Source organism: Niallia sp. Kr1, assembly GCF_050389805.1.
GTDB lineage: Bacteria > Bacillota > Bacilli > Bacillales > Cytobacillaceae > Bacillus_BD.
Genome location: NZ_CP130945.1, coordinates 3559676 through 3579881, shown reverse-complemented (window position 1 = coordinate 3579881; position 20206 = coordinate 3559676). Strand labels below are relative to the sequence as shown.

At 36.4% G+C, this 20206-nt stretch carries 20 protein-coding genes, 1 other RNA gene and 1 riboswitch; of the genes, 13 read left to right on the top strand and 8 right to left on the bottom strand.

What is annotated here, in order from left to right; genetic code table 11:
* Positions 1-126 precede the first annotated feature (126 nt).
* The 12 genes from Q5760_RS17485 (at position 127) to Q5760_RS17430 (ending at position 12228) form a co-directional block, all read left to right on the top strand.
* A complete protein-coding gene (locus Q5760_RS17485; protein ID WP_428908894.1) occupies positions 127-2418 on the top strand; it encodes a DEAD/DEAH box helicase in 2292 nt (763 codons plus the stop codon).
* The gene (locus Q5760_RS17480) at positions 2418-3653 is read left to right on the top strand and encodes a ribonuclease H-like domain-containing protein (protein ID WP_428908893.1); all 1236 of its coding nucleotides are present in this window, start codon (positions 2418-2420) and stop codon (positions 3651-3653) included. The genes Q5760_RS17485 and Q5760_RS17480 overlap by 1 nt, the downstream gene beginning before the upstream one ends.
* Before the next feature lie 339 nt (positions 3654-3992).
* Positions 3993-4298, top strand: a complete 306-nt coding sequence (locus Q5760_RS17475; RefSeq protein ID WP_428908892.1) for a CotD family spore coat protein — start codon at positions 3993-3995, stop codon at positions 4296-4298.
* 257 nt (positions 4299-4555) lie between these two features.
* A complete protein-coding gene (locus Q5760_RS17470) occupies positions 4556-5107 on the top strand; it encodes a DUF1273 domain-containing protein (RefSeq protein ID WP_428908891.1) in 552 nt (183 codons plus the stop codon).
* Between the two features lie 99 nt (positions 5108-5206).
* A complete protein-coding gene (gene gpsB / locus Q5760_RS17465; protein WP_428908890.1) occupies positions 5207-5506 on the top strand; it encodes a cell division regulator GpsB in 300 nt (99 codons plus the stop codon).
* 61 nt (positions 5507-5567) lie between these two features.
* Positions 5568-5957, top strand: an RNA gene (rnpB, locus tag Q5760_RS17460) — RNase P RNA component class B.
* A 158-nt stretch (positions 5958-6115) separates the two neighbouring features.
* Positions 6116-7258 (top strand): THUMP domain-containing class I SAM-dependent RNA methyltransferase, encoded by a 1143-nt coding sequence (locus tag Q5760_RS17455; protein WP_428908889.1) that lies wholly within the window; start codon positions 6116-6118, stop codon positions 7256-7258.
* A gap of 75 nt (positions 7259-7333) precedes the next feature.
* Positions 7334-7591, top strand: a complete 258-nt coding sequence (locus tag Q5760_RS17450; RefSeq protein WP_428908888.1) for a hypothetical protein — start codon at positions 7334-7336, stop codon at positions 7589-7591.
* A gap of 104 nt (positions 7592-7695) precedes the next feature.
* Positions 7696-9615, top strand: a complete 1920-nt coding sequence (locus tag Q5760_RS17445) for an ATP-dependent DNA helicase (protein WP_428908887.1) — start codon at positions 7696-7698, stop codon at positions 9613-9615.
* Between the two features lie 83 nt (positions 9616-9698).
* Positions 9699-9932, top strand: coding sequence for a DUF2249 domain-containing protein (locus Q5760_RS17440; protein WP_428908886.1), 234 nt, complete (start codon positions 9699-9701; stop codon positions 9930-9932).
* 146 nt (positions 9933-10078) lie between these two features.
* Positions 10079-10180, top strand: a riboswitch (purine riboswitch).
* Positions 10181-10315: 135 nt separating this feature from the next.
* Positions 10316-10912 carry a xanthine phosphoribosyltransferase gene (locus Q5760_RS17435; RefSeq protein WP_428908885.1) on the top strand — a complete coding sequence of 199 codons (597 nt, stop codon included), beginning with the start codon at positions 10316-10318 and terminating at the stop codon, positions 10910-10912.
* Positions 10909-12228, top strand: coding sequence for a nucleobase:cation symporter-2 family protein (locus Q5760_RS17430; protein WP_428908884.1), 1320 nt, complete (start codon positions 10909-10911; stop codon positions 12226-12228). Before Q5760_RS17435 ends, Q5760_RS17430 begins: the two co-directional genes overlap by 4 nt.
* A gap of 147 nt (positions 12229-12375) precedes the next feature.
* Here the strand turns inward: Q5760_RS17430 and Q5760_RS17425 are convergent, their stop codons facing one another.
* From Q5760_RS17425 to Q5760_RS17390, 8 genes are all read right to left on the bottom strand, one after another.
* Positions 12376-12828: a chemotaxis protein CheX gene (locus Q5760_RS17425; RefSeq protein WP_428908883.1), complete on the bottom strand. Its 453-nt coding sequence runs from the start codon at positions 12826-12828 to the stop codon at positions 12376-12378.
* Positions 12829-13524: 696 nt separating this feature from the next.
* On the bottom strand, positions 13525-13914 hold the full coding sequence (mnhG, locus tag Q5760_RS17420) for a monovalent cation/H(+) antiporter subunit G (RefSeq protein WP_428908882.1): 390 nt from the start codon (positions 13912-13914) through the stop codon (positions 13525-13527).
* Positions 13889-14170 (bottom strand): Na(+)/H(+) antiporter subunit F1, encoded by a 282-nt coding sequence (locus Q5760_RS17415; protein WP_428908881.1) that lies wholly within the window; start codon positions 14168-14170, stop codon positions 13889-13891. The genes mnhG and Q5760_RS17415 overlap by 26 nt, the downstream gene beginning before the upstream one ends.
* Positions 14163-14645: a Na+/H+ antiporter subunit E gene (locus Q5760_RS17410; protein ID WP_428908880.1), complete on the bottom strand. Its 483-nt coding sequence runs from the start codon at positions 14643-14645 to the stop codon at positions 14163-14165. The genes Q5760_RS17415 and Q5760_RS17410 overlap by 8 nt, the downstream gene beginning before the upstream one ends.
* 30 nt (positions 14646-14675) lie before the next feature.
* Entirely contained in the window at positions 14676-16166 is a 1491-nt protein-coding gene (locus Q5760_RS17405) for a Na+/H+ antiporter subunit D (protein ID WP_428908879.1), read from the bottom strand.
* Positions 16159-16497, bottom strand: coding sequence for a Na(+)/H(+) antiporter subunit C (locus Q5760_RS17400; RefSeq protein WP_428912621.1), 339 nt, complete (start codon positions 16495-16497; stop codon positions 16159-16161). Before Q5760_RS17400 ends, Q5760_RS17405 begins: the two co-directional genes overlap by 8 nt.
* Positions 16497-16922, bottom strand: coding sequence for a Na(+)/H(+) antiporter subunit B (locus Q5760_RS17395; RefSeq protein WP_428908878.1), 426 nt, complete (start codon positions 16920-16922; stop codon positions 16497-16499). The genes Q5760_RS17400 and Q5760_RS17395 overlap by 1 nt, the downstream gene beginning before the upstream one ends.
* Positions 16909-19317, bottom strand: coding sequence for a Na+/H+ antiporter subunit A (locus Q5760_RS17390; RefSeq protein ID WP_428908877.1), 2409 nt, complete (start codon positions 19315-19317; stop codon positions 16909-16911). Before Q5760_RS17390 ends, Q5760_RS17395 begins: the two co-directional genes overlap by 14 nt.
* Before the next feature lie 185 nt (positions 19318-19502).
* Between Q5760_RS17390 and Q5760_RS17385 the strand changes: the two genes are divergently transcribed.
* Complete coding sequence (locus Q5760_RS17385; RefSeq protein ID WP_428908876.1) at positions 19503-20189, top strand: universal stress protein; 687 nt, start codon at positions 19503-19505, stop codon at positions 20187-20189.
* Positions 20190-20206 lie beyond the last annotated feature (17 nt).

The following is a 20206-nucleotide window of genomic DNA, read 5'->3' as shown; positions in this document are numbered from 1 at the left end:
ACCTCAAATTCATCTAACAATACTATTTTAACAAAAAAGGATCAAAAGGTCTTATAATAACAAAAGAAAATACCTCTTTATAAACGAACGTTTATTCGCTACAATAAGAACATGGGGGTGAGTGATTTGAATGTACGTAAAACATTACAAGAAATCATGAATCAATTAAAAATTTCCGAGGATTTTAAAAAAAATATTGTTTATTGGCAGACCATTGAAGCTAAAGAGGCAAAAGTGGTTGATTTTCCTGAATCTATTCATCCCTCTCTTAAAAAGGCGTTGCAAGAACGTGGAATATCATACTTGTATACCCATCAAAGAGAGGCATTTGATGCGGTGATGGAAAATAAAAGTATCGTAGCGGTTACACCTACAGCATCAGGGAAAACCCTATGCTATAACCTCCCAGTCATTCAAACGATCATCCACCAGCCAAATGCAAGGGCACTTTATATGTTTCCAACAAAAGCACTTGCTCAAGATCAAAAAAGTGAGATCAATGAATTAATTGCTGAGGCTGGTTTGAATATTAATAGTTATACTTACGATGGAGACACCCCTGCAAACATTCGTCAAAAGGTACGAAAAGCAGGACATATCGTGATTACCAATCCGGATATGCTCCATTCAGGAATTCTACCGCATCATACAAAATGGGTATCTCTTTTTGAAAACTTAAAATACATTATTATTGATGAGCTTCATATATATAGAGGTGTTTTTGGCAGCCATGTGGCAAATGTGTTGAGACGGTTGCAGAGAATCTGTCGTTTTTATGGTAGTGATCCCATTTTTATATGCACGTCTGCAACGATAGCCAATCCACTAGAATTAGCAGAAACATTAACGGAGAAAAAGATGCATTTAATCGAGCGAAATGGTGCACCAAGTGGGACCAAACATTTTTTATTTTATAACCCACCGATTGTCAACAAACCTTTAAATATACGGCGAAGTGCAACGTTAGAAGCTCGAAATCTTGCAAGTGAGCTTTTGAAGAATAAAATTCAAACAATCGTTTTTGCTAGAAGTCGGGTAAGGGTTGAAATTCTTCTCACTTATCTAAAAGAACTAGTGAAACACCAATTAGGAACAAAAGCAATTCGTGGATATCGAGGTGGATATTTACCTACTGAAAGACGTGAGATTGAAAAAGGCCTTCGAACTGGTGATATATACGGAGTAGTGAGTACGAATGCTTTGGAGTTAGGGGTAGATATTGGACAGTTGCAAGTCTGCATTATGACCGGATATCCAGGAAGTATTGCAAGTGCTTGGCAGCAAGCAGGCAGAGCAGGGAGAAGGCATGGGGAGTCATTAGTGATCATGGTGGCTAGCTCTAGTCCGCTTGATCAATATATCATTCAACATCCCGACTATTTCTTTAAGAGGAGTCCTGAAACCGCAAGAATCAATCCGGACAACTTGATTATCTTAATTGATCACATGAAATGCGCAGCATATGAACTCCCATTTAAAGAAGGAGATTCATTTGGTAACGTTGAAATAGGTGAAATTCTTGAATATCTTAGTGAAGAGCGGATCCTTTATAAAAACGGGGATAAATGGTATTGGATGAATGATTCTTTTCCTGCTCATAATATTTCTTTACGATCAGCCTCCCAGGAAAACGTCGTGATTATCGATTATTCCGATGTGGCCAATGTAAAGGTGATTGGAGAAATGGATCGGTTTTCGGCAATGACTCTTCTGCATGAAGAAGCGGTTTATCTTCATCAAGGAATTCAATACCAAGTTGAAAAATTGGATTGGGAAGAGAAAAAAGCTTTTGTTCGAGAAGTGTCTGTTGATTACTATACAGATGCTAATCTAGCCGTTGAGTTAAAGGTGCTTGAAATGGATAAACTTCGAAAAGACCATCGGGTTGAGATTGGCTTTGGTGATGTAAGTGTTCTCGCGATGGCTACGATTTTCAAGAAAATTAAATTTGAAACTCACGAAAATATCGGATCAGGTCCAATCTCGCTTCCTGAAGAGGAACTCCATACCCAGTCAGCATGGATCTCATTAGATCATGAAACGATTGACGTTGGAAAGGAAAGATTAGACCAAGGGATGATCGGTGTTTCTCATGCATTGAAACATATTGCCCCTTTGTTTGTTATGTGTGACCCTCAAGATGTTCATGTTGTTCCGCAAGTGAAGGCTGCACATAATGAAAAGCCAACAATCTTTTTCTATGATCGCTATCCAGGAGGAATTGGCTTAAGTGAAAAAATTTATGATGGAATGAATACGATTATACAAGAAGCAAAAAACATGGTTTCAAACTGTCCGTGTGAGCAGGGGTGTCCGTCCTGTATCGGGGCAGATACAACTTCAGAAACCGTTAAGCAAGATACATTACGTTTATTATCGATGTTGCAGTCAACTCCTATTTCACAGGTGAAAAGTTAATGTCTTTAAAAAATAAGCTAAATCGATTAAAACCATATTTAAATCAGGAAAAAGAAATAAAGAAGGACTGTAATCTAAATCCCGAGAAGGAAATCCCTTATCTCGATATTTGGAAGGGGTCGGGGGTCACTCCATACTATGTAGACCAAGATTATTGCTTAGTCAGAGAAGTTGTCTATCCATTAGATTCTTATCATGGTAAATATCGCTTTCGTGATTTCCTTCATGCCGTTGAAAAATGGAATAATAGTGAATTAAAGCATCCACTTTCAGCCTCTGGATATGGAGTGGAAGATTTATTTTTCTTCGATACGGAAACGACAGGTCTTGGTGGAGGAACAGGAAATGTGATATTCCTTTTAGGGCATGCAAGTGTTAAGGGTGAGAGTATTGTTCTCAAACAGCATATTTTACCGAATCCTGGTGCTGAGGTTCCGTTGTATAAAAGCTTTTTGGAGAGTATCGATTATACAAGTATGGTCACGTATAACGGAAAAGCATTTGATTGGCCACAGGTTAAAACTAGGCATACGCTCGTTCGAGAGCATGTACCAAAACTCCCTGAATACGGGCATTTTGATTTATATCATGCGGCAAGGAGAATCTGGAAACATCGACTTGATAAAGTAAAGCTTTCTGTTGTTGAAAAGGAAATATTAGATTTTGAACGTAAAGAGGATATTCCAGGATTTTTAGCACCCATGATTTATTTCGATTTTATAGAGCAAAAAAATCCTGAAGGTATGTTAGGCGTTATTAAACATAATGAGTTTGATATCTTATCATTAATCTCACTTTACACACATCTCTCATTTCAACTACTGGGTCTTGATAATGGGCAAACGAGTAAAGAGTATTTTGAAGTAGGGCGCTGGTTTTCATATATTGGTGAAAAGGCGGCAGCTGAAGAGGTGTATACTCATTTAGCAAATAGAGATGAAGAAGAATCCATAAAGGCCAAACAAGAGCTTGCTTTTCAGCTAAAAAAGCGTAAGGAATGGGAGCAAGCAGTTGGATTATGGAAAGAGGTAGCAGATAAGGGAGATGCCTCTTTGCAAATTTCAGCATGCGTGGAATTAGCGAAAATCTTTGAACATCAATATAAAGAGATCGACCAAGCGATTCAATACACAGAAAAGGCAATTTCGAAAAAATTAGAGTCAACAAATGAAATAGATGATAATCTTTCAAAACGAATTTCCCGTTTGAAACGTAAAAAAATGGCTAAAATGTGACGAATATATGTCTTTTTAAGTTTTATTCGTGTTTCTTTACATTTTTTATTGTTTCTATGATTAGATGATTGTAAAATAAATAAATGTGTGGAATTTCACACTCAGTATTTAATGATAGGACGGGAAATCATGTATAAAGCCATTTTGTATCTCTTTTTTGTTGTCATAGGTTTGACTGCGATTGTATTTACAAGCTTTAAAGATAGCTTGTATACGTTATTTTAAGATATGAATGATAGATAAACTTACTAAATTTAGGTATTTTCATTAGTACAAGATATATCCTTTTATCATATGTTGTTAATGTATAACAGACCATGATGAAAGGAGAGATAGGTTATGTATTGTAGACCAAGACCAACTGCAGTTTTACCAGCTGTTGTTCATCCAACACAATGCTGTGTAAATCATAATTTTGCTAATGTGATCGTTCCACATGTTCATCCTTCCCATACAACAACTGTTAACCATACTAACTATCAACATCAACATCATTTTCCACATTCGCAATCTGTTGTGAATGAGGTGACAAGTTCTGATATTGGTCCTGTACCAGGCCCGCCGCCGCCTCCTACAACAGGATTTGGCCCAGGATTTGGCCCAGGGTTCGGCCCAGGAGTTCGACCAAGACCAGGATTTTATTGATAGTATTAACAACAAGGGCTTTACGTTTAAGCCCTTGTTTCTTTATAAAAAAAGCTGTGTGAATGGTTCATATTGTTTTTGGACTACTGTTGAATATAATTGGTGGAACAGTGCCTCCTAACTCTTATGGGAGAAATGCGAAGATAAGATTCTCGTAGACATAAAGTGACAGGTTGGCTTGGCAAAGCTCAGCGGAAGAAAGTGTCTGAAACCAGAACACCAAAGTTTAACAGCCATAAAGAAAAAGGAGGGAAGGTATGGTTAAAATAGCTGCAATATCTGGATATAAACCATACGAACTCGGGATCTTTAAACAAGACCATCCGGCTGTAACCTATATAAAGAAAGCGATTAAAGAACAATTATTGGCATTACTAGAAGATGGACTTCAGTGGGTAATCATTAGCGGTCAGCTCGGGACAGAATTATGGGCAGCCGAGGTCGTGTATGAATTACGTGAACAAGAGTATGATTATTTACAATTAGCAGTCATCACACCATTTCTTGAACAAGAGAATTCATGGAGTGAACAAAATAAGGAATGGTATGAATCTATTTTATTAGAAGCTGATTTTATTGATTCGGTATCTCGAAAACCGTACGAAAAACCGTGGCAATTTCGATTAAAAAATCAATTTTTTGTTCAAAAAAGTGATGTGCTCATCTTGTTTTATGATGCTGAAAAAGAAGGTAGTCCAAAATACCTGTATGATACAGCAATTCGTTACCAGGAACAACAGGATTATGAGATCCGTTTAATTCAGTTTGATGATTTACAGTTTCTCGTTGAACAAGATCAATGGGAATAACTCAAATAATTGGATGATTGATGTAAAGAAAAATTGACAAAAGAGGATATTTTTGAAAAAATATACATAATAAGGGGCAATGGTTGAGGTGAGAAAAAAATGCTTGCAGATAAAATAAAATTAACCGCGAAAGACATCTTAGAAAAAGAGTTTAAATCAGCCATGAGGGGCTATAAGCCAGAAGATGTTGACAAATTTCTTGATTATATTATTAAAGATTATGAAACTTTTCATCAGGAAATTGAGGAATTACAACAAGAAAATATGCGATTACGAAAGCAATTAGAAGAAGCTTCAAAACGTCCTGCTACCCAAACAGCTGGTACGACTAATTTTGATATTTTAAAACGATTATCTAATTTAGAAAAACATGTGTTTGGTAGCAAATTGTATGAGTAGAAATAATTGCTATTGATATTATTCATCGATTTCAATTATAATAAGTCTGTTACCATTAATAGCGTTCGGGTAATCGCTGCAATATTCTTTGCAGAGGAAAGTCCATGCTCGCACAGACTGAGATGTCTGTAGTGTTCGTGCCTGGTCAAGACATAAGCCAGGGCAGGGAGGATTTTAGCTTCCCTGACGGCAGGGAAAACACCTAAGTCCTATTCGGATATGGTGTGACTACCTTGAAAGTGCCACAGTGACGTAGCCTTTTTAGAAATAAAAAGGGTGGAACGAGGTAAACCCCGCGAGCGAGAAACCCAAATTATGGTAGGGGCGCTTTCTCGGAGGAAATGAACGAAGAGAAGGACAGATGATATTTCGTCTGTAGATAGATGATTACCACCTGAGTACGAGATGAAGATCGTTTGTAGTACAATGGTACAAAACATGGCTTACAGAACGTTATTAATGAACAATATGAAAATTTTAATTTAAGCTCTCCAAAGAAGGAGAGCTTTTATACATATATAGGTAGCTCTTATTGGAGATAATTAAGAGATAGAGCTACTTTTACATAACAAGGTACTTAACATTAGTGGTATGGATAAGGGTGAAAATATGACAAAGTATGAACTGATTGCAACTTCAGCCATGGGGTTAGAGGCATTGGTTGCGAAAGAAATACGATCACTTGGATATGATTGTCAAGTGGAAAACGGACGCATTACATATCAAGGCGATGAAAGGGCGATCGCAAAAAGTAATCTTTGGTTACGAACAGCAGACCGAGTAAGATTGAAGGTCGGAGAGTTTAAGGCGACAACGTTTGATGAATTATTTGAAAAAACAAAAGCATTACCGTGGGAAAGGTTTCTTCCAGAGAGTGCAGAGTTTCCCGTTTCAGGAAAATCTGTAAAGTCAAAGCTTTTTAGTGTTTCCGACTGTCAAGCGATTGTAAAAAAAGCAATTGTGGAACGCATGAAAAAGCACTATAAAAAGACTAGCTGGTTTGAAGAAAATGGTCCTCTCTTTAAAATTGAAGTGGCTTTGCATAAAGATGTAGCGCTACTCACGATCGATACGAGTGGGAGCGGACTCCATAAAAGAGGATACCGCGTAGGTCAGGGGGAAGCGCCGATTAAAGAAACGTTAGCGGCAGCTCTCATTATGTTAACCAATTGGACACCAGATCGACCATTAGTCGATCCGTTCTGTGGCTCTGGAACGCTTCCTATTGAGGCAGCGCTAATCGGGCAGAATATTGCTCCGGGATTTAATCGGGAATTTGTTTCTGAGAATTGGAACTGGATCTCATCAAAAGTCTGGGATGAGGTTAGGATAGAAGCGGAAGATTTGGCTAATTATGATCAGATACTTGATATTACAGGCTCTGATGTTGACCATCGACTTGTAAAAATCTCTGAGGAAAATGCTTTTGAGGCAGGTCTAGGAGATTTGATTACTTTCAAACAAATGCGGGTCCAAGATTTTACGACAACGAAACAATACGGCGTCATTGTTGGGAACCCACCGTATGGGGAGCGACTTGGTGAGAAAAAGGCCGTTCAAAAAATGTATAGTGAAATGGGGCAAACCTTTGCTAATTTAGATACTTGGTCCATCTATATGTTAACTTCAGATGAAGAGTTTGAAACTCATTATGGAAAACCAGCTACAAAAAAGCGTAAACTCTTTAATGGTTTTATTAAAACGGACTATTATCAATACTGGGGAAAGCGACCACCACGAGTCAAAGAATAGTTCGATATCAATGTAACCCTCCTATTCTTACATTCATATGATGTTAATCATCATATTTGAATGGGAGGAATTTTCATGTTAGATTACTTTCAGTTAGTTATTATCCCTATTATTATTGGATTAGTAGAAGTATTGAAAAGAGCTGGATTATCGAATACATTTTCACCACTTGTTTCAGTTTTCTTAGGGTTAGTGTTTGGAATACTGTATATAGATCCTTTCCTCGATGGAATCGTTGTCGGGTTAGTCATTGGACTTTCAGCGACTGGTTTGTACAGCGGAAGCAAAAATATGTTTAGAAAAAGTTCGAAAAAGACAGAAGACAAAATGTGATCCATTTAAGTGTATAAATCGATTGTTATTTGATATAATATAACAGTTTGAGTTCGCGTCTTTCAACGAAAGGCGCTTTATTATTTAAGGGAAAGGAAATACATATGCAAAGTAGCTTGCCGTTTGAAATAAATAAATCTGAATCTTTTTTTGATGTTTTAGGAGACTGGATTGGCGATGTTTTCTATGATATCCTTCCAGAATCCGGTTTTGAATTGCGCGATGAACAAATATATATGGCGTTTCAGCTAGAAAAGGCGTTTAAAGAGAAAAAGGTGATCTTTGCCGAAGCTGGAGTGGGAACAGGGAAAACGATCGTTTATCTTTTATATGCGATTTGTTATGCGCGTTATACCAATCGCCCAGCCATTATTGCATGTGCGGATGAAACATTAATTGAACAACTTGTTAAAAAAGAAGGGGATATTGCCAAGCTTGAGAAAGCCCTTCATCTAAATATGGATGTACGATTAGCGAAATCAAGGGATCAATACCTGTGCTTAAATAAGTTGGATAAGGCTATCGTACAAGAGGATGATGCTCATTATTTAGACATCCATGATCGTCTTCCTGATTTTATCCATGATGGAGGTTCCATGCAGAAATTTACTCGTTATGGCGATCGGAAGGATTATCCGGAACTGACAAATGAACAATGGGGAAAAATCGGATGGGATTCTCTACAGGATTGTTTTACATGTGAGAACCGTCATCGCTGTGGACAAACATTAAACCGTGATTGGTATCGGCATGCACGTGACGTGATTATCTGTTCCCATGACTTTTATATGGAACATATTTGGACAAAAGAATCGAGAAAAAGAGAAGGGCAACTTGCTTTATTACCAGATCATTCATGTGTCGTGTTTGATGAAGGTCATTTATTAGAATATGCAAGCCAAAAGGCTCTTACTTATCGATTTAGTGAGCATGTGCTTGAAAGTCTATTGACTCGATTAATGGCTAATGATGTTAGAGAAAAAACGTTATATACAATTGAAGATTGCATTGCATTAAATGAACTATTTTTCTATGAATTAGAAAAAGTTTCTTGTGAAAATGATGGATCAGAAAAAAGAACGATTGATAAATCGCCTTTTGTTATGAAAGTAGCAAGAGACTTGCTTCAGCAAATCTCGAATCTTGAAGAAGAGCTTGTTTTTGAAAGTGAAATGTTTACAATAAATGAATATGATTTAAAAATTGTTGAGGAATATCTAGAGCAGATCAGTTATTCATTATCCTTATTCTTGCAGGAAACAAAAGGAATAATATGGTTCGAGGAATCAGAAGAAGAACGAACATTAGTCATTATGCCTCGACTTGTTCAAGAAATTATGAGGAAAGAAGTTTTTTCACAAAAGAAACCCTATATTTTTTCATCAGCTACATTATCAGAGAATGGATCATTTGAATATGTCGCACGTTCATTAGGGATTGATCAATTTTTATCTTTCACGGTCGCTTCCCCATTTGATTATGAAGAACATATGAAGATTAGAATGCCTGCTTTTCCTGAAAATGGGGATGAAGAGAAAGCGAAGTACATTCTCCAGCAGTTAATCGAAAACAACGGGAGGACTCTTGTACTATTTAATTCAGAAACAGAACTTGCCAAGTTTAAAACGTATATTGAAAATAAACTTCCGTTCCCAATCTATTTTGAAGGCGATGCAGAAATTAGCACGCTCGTATCTAAGTTTCAAAATAATATTGAGTCTGTGTTATGCTCTGTTCATTTATGGGAAGGACTTGATATCCCTGGTGAAGCCTTGCAAAACGTAATCATTACGTCACTACCATTCCCACCAAATGATCCTGTTTTTTCTGCAAAGCGTGAAAGTACTGAAGATCCTTTTTCAGAAGTGGATTTACCTTACATGCTCCTTCGATTGCGTCAAGGGATTGGAAGGTTAATTCGTACACATGAAGATAAAGGGAATGTATTTATTCTAGTTAGCGAGAGGGAGAATAAGGACGTAATTCAATCGGTCCTTTCCATTTTACCTACAAAAGTTAGCTAAATAGTTATTTAAATGTGAGGGTAATCACTTTATTCATGGATTAGACCGTGTAAACTGATATACGAAAAGGAGGTCTAATGAATATGACTACATTTACAAAAACAATTAATGTACCAGATTATCCACCACGTGAGAAACATCCTACTATTTTTAATACATTTGATTCATTAAAATCAGGGGAAATCATGCAGATCATCAACGACCATGATCCTAAACCATTATATTATCAATTTATGATGGAACGTACAGATCAATTTACGTGGGAATACCTTGAAGAAGGACCAGAAAAATGGAAAGTTGCAATTGCTAAAAAGTAAACAAATTTGAACGTTAAACTCATTTCTTATTACACTGACAACAGGTTTTTTTGTTGTCGTTTTTTGTCGAAAGCGAACAATGGATAAATTTATGGTAATATAATTCGGATTCGTGTTGAAAAAATTTCGAATGGTGATATAATGTTACTATCTTAATCGCAAACACTCATATAATCGCGGGGATAGGGCCTGCAAGTTTCTACCAGATAACCGTAAATTATCTGACTATGAGTGAGCAGTTGACATCATATGATCGAATAATGGTGATGATCATTATTCAGATACCTGAGTCATTGCTTCACTCATTTTTTATTGATGGTGGAGGAATGGCTTAGGTTTTTTTTTTCCTGAGATTTTCTTCCGCAAGTAAGGGGGAATACAGAATGGATATGTTAAAAGATAAAATTAAAGAAGAGGGTATTGTCTTATCTGACTCCGTGTTAAAGGTGGATTCATTTTTAAACCATCAAGTGGATCCACAACTGATGGTTGAAATAGGGAAGGAATTTTCAAAACGTTTTGCGGATAAGGGAATTACAAAAATCTTAACGATTGAATCCTCAGGAATTGCGCCTTCCGTTTTAACCGGATTGCAATTAGGAGTTCCTGTTGTCTTTGCTAGAAAAAGAAAATCATTAACTTTAACCAATGATTTATTAACAGCAAGTGTTCACTCTTTTACAAAAGGAGAAACAAATGAAATCTCTGTTTCTAATAAATATGTAAATGAAAATGATGTCGTCCTTATTATTGATGATTTCCTTGCGAATGGTCAAGCTGCTCTAGGTTTAGTCGATATTGTTCAGCAAGCACAAGCAAAAATTGCAGGAATTGGAATTGTTATTGAAAAAGGATTCCAAGAGGGTGGCAAAATTTTACGAGATAAAGGGTTACAAGTTGAATCATTGGCGATTGTTTCTTCACTAGAAAATGGGATTGTATCTTTCGCAACAGATAACAATGAGGAGGTTGTCAAATGAGTCAAAAACAGAGCAAGCTTAAATTGACTTCTTTAGGGCTTCAACATGTACTGGCTATGTATGCTGGTGCTGTAGTGGTACCATTAATTATAGGTGGGGCAATTGGACTAACAGGAGAACAATTAACATATCTTGTTTCAATTGATATTTTCATGTGTGGGGTAGCAACTCTTTTGCAAGTGTTAAGTAACCGTTTCTTTGGAATTGGTTTACCGGTTGTACTTGGATGTACATTTACAGCTGTTGCTCCAATTATCGCAATCGGTACTGAGCATGGCATATCAGCGATATACGGAGCCATTATTGTATCCGGTATATTTGTAATAGTAGTATCCAAGTATTTTGGGAAATTAGTAAAATATTTTCCTCCAGTTGTCACAGGATGTGTAGTGACCATTATTGGAGTTACGTTAATGCCTGTTGCCATGAATGACTCGGCAGGTGGTGTAGGAAGTCCTGATTTCGGGAGCTTTTCAAATCTTACACTTGCATTTGGAACATTATTAGTTATTCTATTAATCAATCGCTTTTTTAAAGGTTTTATTCGCTCTATTAGTATTTTAGTTGGAATTGTAGTTGGAACTGTTGTTGCATATTTTATGGGAAAAGTTGATTTTACGCCTGTTTCTGATGCTTCTTGGTTCCATATGATCCAGCCTTTTTACTTCGGTTTACCAACTTTTGAGATTTCATCTATCATCACGATGATCATGGTTGCCTTAGTTGGTTTAATGGAAGCTGCAGGCGTATACTTTGCTCTTGGTGAAATATGTGAGAGAGAAGTAACGGAAAAAGATATTGCAAAAGGGTATCGTGCAGAGGGGATTGCGATTATCCTCGGAGGCTTGTTTAATTCATTCCCATATACTACTTATTCTCAAAACGTAGGGTTAGTTCAGCTCACAGGGGTGAAAGAAAAAAAGGTGATCGTCATCATGGGATGTATGTTAATGGGTTTAGGATTACTTCCTAAAATTGGTGCGATTACAACTGTTATTCCAACCTCTGTTCTTGGTGGGGCTATGATTGCCATGTTTGGAATGGTATTAGCAAATGGAATTAAACTCTTAAGTAAAGTAGATTTTACTTCACAAGCCAATTTATTAATTATTGCTTGCTCAATTGGAATGGGGATTGGGGTAACAACTGTTCCTGAAATGTTTGCTCAGTTACCATCAAGCATTAGCATTTTAACACAAAATGGTATTATTGCAGGAAGTCTAACAGCTATTATTTTGAACTTTATTTTAACAGTAAAAGATTCTAAGAAATCATCAACTTCATCCGTTGTTACACAAAATTCAAGTTCATCTTAATCTAATAGTGCCAGGCATCTGGTACCGCCCCCAAAAAGTTAGATTTATTACTCTAACTTTTTGAGGGCGGTACCCAACATGCTAGGCGCTTTTTTAATTTTCATAATAATTGGAATCTAGCTTCAGCGCATACTCTTTTCAGATTGTTTACTGTTCAATCATTAATAGAATGTTCAAGTTCCCAACATGATTCATAGTTACAGGTAAACAGAATGCTTTTTCAAAACCAAAGATTTTCGTTTCACCAACTAAAACGGTCGGTGGAGTAATATCCATTTCCATTTTATGCTTTGAAATTACTGTAGATAAGGTACCAGCGATCATGTTTCCGAGTTCTCCAGCAAAGGATTGAAGCATTTCTCCTTCTACCTTCATCCCAAACATCCCCTCGCCAATGGAACCAAATATCGTTTCATCTCCATCTATAATGAGTCGACCACGGACATCTCCTGTCATTCCTATTAAAACCCCAATAGAATGTTGTGTGTATGGTTGTTTAAATAAATACGGTTTATCTATTGAAAGGTCAAAAGGTATGACATTTTTCACAGAGTCGATTGTACTATTTAAAATATCCGTTACATGTTTTGTTATAGTCACTTTTATTCCCCCAGAACTCATCCATTAATCCTAATTTTATCATATTCTGAATGGGGATTTAGTATCAAATTATGAAGAATTTGATAAAAAAATGTAAAAAAGTTGCAAAAGGCTGTCTATTTGTGTTCTTATCCATGAACGATTGGTTATTGTTTTAATCTAAGGCTATGTTAAAGGTTCATGTTGATTTTAGACTCCTTCCGAATGGAGTGGAAGACACAAAGGCTCCTATAGGAGGAAAAGAGACAGTAAGATGCATTAAGACACGAAGTATCAAGATAGATTAGGCGTAGCAGAGCGGAAAGAGAAGAGTCTAGAACGGAAATCAACGACTACGTTTAACAGCTCCAAATTAAAAAAAGTGTGACAATTCTTTAATTGTTTTATTGAAAATGGTTATCAGTCATGATAAAATACAACTATAAATGAAATTCATTATCATTAAAAGGGTGGTGGTACTAAATGACAGCAGTATTAATCGGAGCGACTGTAGGGGTTTATGCGATCATCATGAAACATGTTTTGAATCATACAACAAAATCACATTCACTTCACAAATAATATTTTTCCACTTATAGGAAAACGTTTACAAAACGTTTGGAAGGGTGATGTCTAGTTGCTTAAAAATCAAAAACCATAAAAAAGCCGAGGCTTCTTTTAAAAAGAACTCGGCTTTTTACTATGAAACGGCACATTTTATGAATCACTTTTTATGGATTTCGTGTGAGGAGATTCCTGTGCTAAATAAGCTTTTAATTCATCTTGAACACTTATTTCAGCTAGCTTTACATTTGAGCGATAGGCTGAACGGCAGATCATATGTCCAGCAACAGGTGCTGTTAAAAATACGAAGAAGATCCCTAGTAAAAGGCGTATACTAATGTATTGATCCGTTATTAAAAAATAAATAAGGGTACCTACCAGCGTACATAAGACACCAAGAGTTGTACTTTTTGAAGTAGCGTGTGAACGAGTATACACATCTGGAAGACGAATAAGTCCAATTGCACTTAAGAAACTAAAAATCGTTCCAATTAAAATTAGAATGGCTGCAATTCCTTCACTTATTGTTACGCTCAATGACAACACCTCTTTCAACGTATCTAGCAAATGCAATGGTGCCTACAAATGACAAAATACCGATTAGTAAAATAACATCAAAGAATGCATGTGTATGGAGGATAATGGAAAATATGGCTATACTTGCAATTATGTTCGTGCCAATAAAGTCCAATGCCTGGACACGATCAGCAGTCGAAGGACCTTTTACGGCACGGTAAATGGCGGCTAGGATTGATAAAGTTATCATAACAAGAGAAGTAATTAAGATCATTTTAAACATATCGTGTCACATCCTTTATCGCCTTTTCAAATAATTTTGTTGATTTAATAACTGCGTCACTGGATTCAGGAATATCTAGCGCATGAATATATAATGTTTTATTATCTGGTGTAATCTCCATCACTACTGAACCAGGAGTTAAGGTTAACAACAATGAAAGTAGAGCTACTTCTGTGTTTGTTTCCAGGCTTGTTTCCATTTTGAATATCCCTGGTGTGATCGTCAGTTTCGGTTTCATGATTTGTCGTACAACGAGAACACTAGAGGAGATCAGTTCATGAATAAAAACAATCAGCAATTTAAGAATTGCGAAAATGGTAATTAAATAGAATCGCCCTTTGAAAAAGCGCCGCATACTAAATAGTACAAATAGTCCTACGATAAATCCACCCAAAAAAGAGATAAAGCTCCATGAATCTTGTAAAAACATCCATAAAAAGGCAATGAGTAGATTAATTAATAATTGTACGGGCAATAGAATCCGCCCCTTTCAACAAAATAAATATTATGGTGTGATTTCTGTACCAAATACAGCATGGATATAAGCATTAGGATCTAATAAATCTTGAGCAGCAATTTGAATATATTCAATAACGCCTTCAGCACCCAACCCTAGTATAATGGTTGCTGCTGTCAAAAGTACTATAGATAACATTACCCCTTTTGTTGTTCCGCGTTCCATATCGGTACTTATGGTCGTTTCACCCCAAAAAACATTCATGAAGATTTTCATAACTGAATATAAGACCATTAAGCTGGATAGAATCCCAATCACACCTAGCCAGAAGTACTCAGCCTCGAAGGTTCCTTTTGTAATGAACGTCTTCCCAAGGAAACCACTTAACGGGGGAATCCCTGATAACGATAGTACTGCCACAAAGAACATCCAACCTAAATACGGATGATTCCGTATCAATCCACTTATTTCACTTAATTTACTTGTACCGGTTAAATAAATAATGGTTCCGCCAATAAGAAAGAGCAAAGCTTTAATGATCATATCGTGCATCATGTAAAAAATTGAACCTAGATAACCATTAAATGTAAAAGAAGCTAACCCAGCAAGCATTAAGCCTGCTCCGATAATGACATTATAGGTAAGAATTTTTTTAATATCCCAAAATGCCACAGCTCCAATTGCCCCAAGTATCATCGTTAATGCAGCCAAAATTCCAATAAACAAATGGGTGATCTCTGGTTTGTGATAGAACACAAGTGTAAACATCCGGAAAATCGCATAAATCCCAACCTTTGTGAGTAGTGCTGCAAAGATAGCCGCAATGGCTGTTGGCGGCGCACTATAAGACCCTGGCAACCATTGAAATAGGAAAAGGCCTGCTTTAATCCCAAATACGATTAAAAAGAGTAAAGCAACGGTTGTAAGTAAGCCGTTTTGTCCTACTTCGGCAACACGGATTGAAAGATGTGCTAAGTTCAATGTACCTGTAATGGAGTACAAATAAGCAATGGCAACAAGGAAAAAAAACGATGATACAACGTTAACGAGTACGTATTTAATGGATTCGCGTAATTGAATTTTTGTGCTTCCAAGTGTGATTAATACATAGGAAGAAATTAACATCAATTCAAAGCTTACATACAGATTAAAAAGGTCACCGGTTAGGAAGGAGCTGTTTACTCCTGAAATTAGAAAGAGAAATAAAGGATAGAAATAAAATAACTCTCGTTCACGACCTATTGTACGGAAAGCGTAGAGCACACAACATAGTGCAATAAAACTTGTCGTTAACAATAATAAAGCAGAAAACATATCCACTACCAGTATAATTCCATAGGGAGCTTCCCATCCGCCTAATTCCAGTGTTTGTGCGCCTTGAGATTTAATTTGTTTGATTAAAAATATAGACACAATACCAGTTGCGATAAAAGCTGCGCTGGTAAGAATTCTTTGTAATGTAATGTTCTTTCGAAATAAAATTAAAATCATGCCCACAGCAAGTGGGATTAATAACGGCATCAATACTAAATTATTCATCTTCATTTCCCCTTAATAGTTCCAAATCATCTGTGCCATATACCTTATAAATTTTATAACTTAGAACTAATAAAAAGGCTGTTACGGCAAAATTAATAACAATCGCGGTTAAAATTAATGCCTGTGGGACTGGATCTGTAAAAATATGAATTTTTTCACTTAATAAAGGGGGAGAACCTGTTTTTAGACCTCCCATTGTCATAATTAGCAAATTAATCCCATGGCTAATAATAGAAGAACCGAATATAATCCGCAGTAAATTTTTCGATAACATTAAATAGGTTCCAATTGTAAATAGGATACCGACAACAATAGACATTACTGTTTCCATCATGGGCGATCATCACTTATCGATAGAATAATGGTCGCGGCAGTACCAATAACCGCTAGCGCAACACCTGTATCAAAGATGAGGGCTGTTGCGAGTTCAGTTTTTCCGAAAATCGGAATGTTAAAATAACCAAATGTCTGACTTAAAAAAGGCTGATCAAACACAAAACTACCCATACCCGTTAAAATGGCAATGATAACCCCAATTGCTGCCACATTTTTAAAATCAAAAGGGATGTTTTTTCGAATCGTTTCAATATCAAAAGCTAGAAATAGTAGCGTAATCCCAGAAGCCGCGCTTAATCCCCCAATAAATCCTCCGCCCGGATTATGGTGCCCACCATAAAATAAATAAATGGCAAAGGTAAAAATGATAACTGCTGCTAATTTGACAACCGTGTGCAAAATGACATCATTTGGTTTCATCCTTATCCCTCCCTGAAAGTTGTAACTTGATTAATGTATATACCCCGAGCCCGGCGATGGTTAACACAGAGATTTCGAGCATTGTATCAAATCCCCGGAAATCAACTAAAATGGCATTAACAATATTTTTGGCACCGGCAAGCTCATAGGCATTTTCAAAATAACCACCGATGGATTCAAATAATTTAAATCCATTTGCAGATAGTGCGATTAATGTGACGGTCAAACCAACACCAATTGAAACAATTAAATTAGTCAGTTTGAAACGAATGGTACCTAAATATTTACCAAAACGTGGTAAATGGTAGAAGCAAAGTAAAAATAAAGCGGTCGTAACAGTTTCGACAACAAACTGTGTCAGTGCTAAATCAGGTGCACGGAAAATGACAAAGAACATAGAAACAAGATACCCGAGAGTTCCAACTCCAATTAACGAAATCATTCTTGATTTTGAGAAGAGAACTGTAAAAGCTGCGAAGAGAGCAGCTATAATTAATCCCCATTCATAGAAGGAAATCGGTGCATCTTTTGAAGCATCAAAAACCAATGCATTTAAAAGTACACTAGAGCTCATCAAGGTAATAACGATAAATACTAAAATATAAATTAAATAACTACGTAGTGAGCCATTCATATATTTATTCGTCATTTTTCTAAAGAAGGATTCCGATTTATCAAGTCCTTCATTATATAGATTATTTAATGTGATGGATTGTGGATAAAAACGATAGATCCCAATCCACTTATGCAGAAAATAATACATGAGCGAGCCAATTATAATGACGCCTAATGTCATCATTAATTCCGGTGTCCACCATCCATGCCATGCGCTTATTTTGATATTCGGATCAGTTATGGATGGCAAGATAGAGTGATAAGCAGGAGCGATTAAATATTTCCCTAGAAGATTTGGGAAGAAAAAGATAAAAATGACAAGCCCTGCTAAAATAATCGGCGGAACTAGCATCCCGATCGGTGGCTCATGAGCTATTTTTTCCAATTTAGCTAATTCGGGTCTACCAGTAAAAGGTTTTAAAACGAGAATCATACAGTAAATAAAGGTAAATACACTAGCAATCCACGCAATGATTGGAAATAATAGCCCAAATGTTTCCATATTAAACACACTTAAATTTGAAATGTTTATCATAGCAGTAAAAAACATCTCCTTACTTAAAAAACCATTGAAAGGTGGGAGACCTGCCATAGAAAAGCTTCCGATTAACGCGAGCGTAAAGGTAATTGGCATCACTTGAATAAGACCACGTAACTTTCGAATATCCCGTGTACCTGTTTCATGGTCAATGATTCCTACCACCATGAAAAGCGCACCTTTAAACGTTGAGTGATTGAATAAATGAAAAATGGCTGTGAAAACGGCTGCGCCATATACTGCTGATTGTTCTAATGTCTCAAAATACATAGCGGCTGAACCAACGCCAAGTAAACTCATAATCAACCCGAGCTGACTGATGGTTGAATAGGCAAGTAAAGCCTTTAGATCTGTCTGCCTTACAGCATTAATCGAACCATACAATAAGGTAATTAAGCCAATCCCGGATACGAGCCAAAACCATACTTCATTTCCGCCAAATAATGGAGTAAAGCGTGAAACTAAATAGATTCCAGCCTTTACCATTGTAGCAGAGTGAAGGTAGGCACTAATAGGAGTAGGAGCCTCCATTGCATCTGGTAACCAGATACTAAAAGGAAACTGTGCTGACTTCGTAAAAGCCCCTAAAAGAATTAATACCATTGCAGGTATAAACAGGGATTGAGTATTTAGTTGGTCGACTAAGGTTAGCATCTCGCGAATACTGTATGTACCGCTCATCATGGAGAGCATGATAAAACCCATTAACATTGCTAGACCACCAAATACTGTAATAAGGAGTGCCTTTTGGGCACCATAGCGAGATTGTTTACGTTGAAACCAATATGCGATAAGTAAAAACGATGAAATACTTGTTAATTCCCAAAATACATAGAGCACTAAAACATGATCAGAGAAAACGACCCCAAGCATGGCACCCATGAATAAACATAAGTACACATAAAAATTATGCAATGCCTCACGTTCTTTAGACATATAGTAGATGGAATAGAGGATGACAAGTGCTCCGATCCCAGTAATGATTAACCCGAAAATCAATGATAACCCGTCTAAATAAGCGGTAAAATTTATATTAAGGGATGGAATCCATGATAACGTGTATGAAAGGACCTCCCCATTGGAAATAGTGGTAATATAAGAGGATAAATAAATAAAAATGAGAATCGGGATAGGAATTACAAGCCAACCTGTGTGAAATTTATGGTTAAAAAGCTTGTAAAGAAAAGGTATGATAATAGCATAAATAAATGGAATGAAAATCATGATATGCAACCAAGACATTCGTTTCCCTCCTTTTAAAATCTTTTAAAGCAATTTTGATAGTGCTTAAATAGAGTATTCCCTAATAAAGAGTAAAAATTGAAATATTGTTCAAAACCATTGACGGAAAAAGTGGCATAAGTTATATTCATACATAGCTTGATAGAGTAAATCTCTTTCTTAATACTAATGAGGTGACCTACAAAATGAAAAAAGTAAAAGGGCGTATGGACGAAAGCATCCTCGTCTGTGTGTACTATGGACCTAATGGAGAAAGATTAATAAAGCGTGGCTGTAAAATTGCCAATATGTTAGATTGTCCCCTTTATATTTTAACCATTGATCCAAAGCCTTTTGATGAATTGGATGCAGAAAAATCTTTTTATATTAGCAGTTGGAAAGAGCTTGCTGAACAACACGGTGCAGAAGCATTTATTTTGAAGGATAATGAAAAAAGACCTGTCTCAAAAGTAATTGCGGAGGTAGCTCGAGAAAAGCATATTACGCAAATTGTACTTGGCCAAACGGCTCAAAGTCGTTGGGAACAAATGACAAAAGGGTCAATCATAAATACATTGCTTCAAGAAATACCGTTTGTTGATCTTCATATTATCTCAGTATCAAGATCGGTTAGAAATCAAGAAGGATTGTTTGAAAAAGGTTGCCGTGCATACTTAGTTAAAGAAAATAATCAATATCGTATACAATTCACTCATTCAAAAGCGGCAAAATACGAGGGTATTTTCTTTAAAGAGCAAGGTACAGACTTTAATAATGGACTATTTAAGTTTATGGAAAATAAAGAAACTCATTATGTTCAAGTAGTTGAAGACTATGTTAAAGATTTTACGAATGTAGACATTACTGAAACAATTGATGAATCGATTCAATGAGAAATAAACAGCTTAAA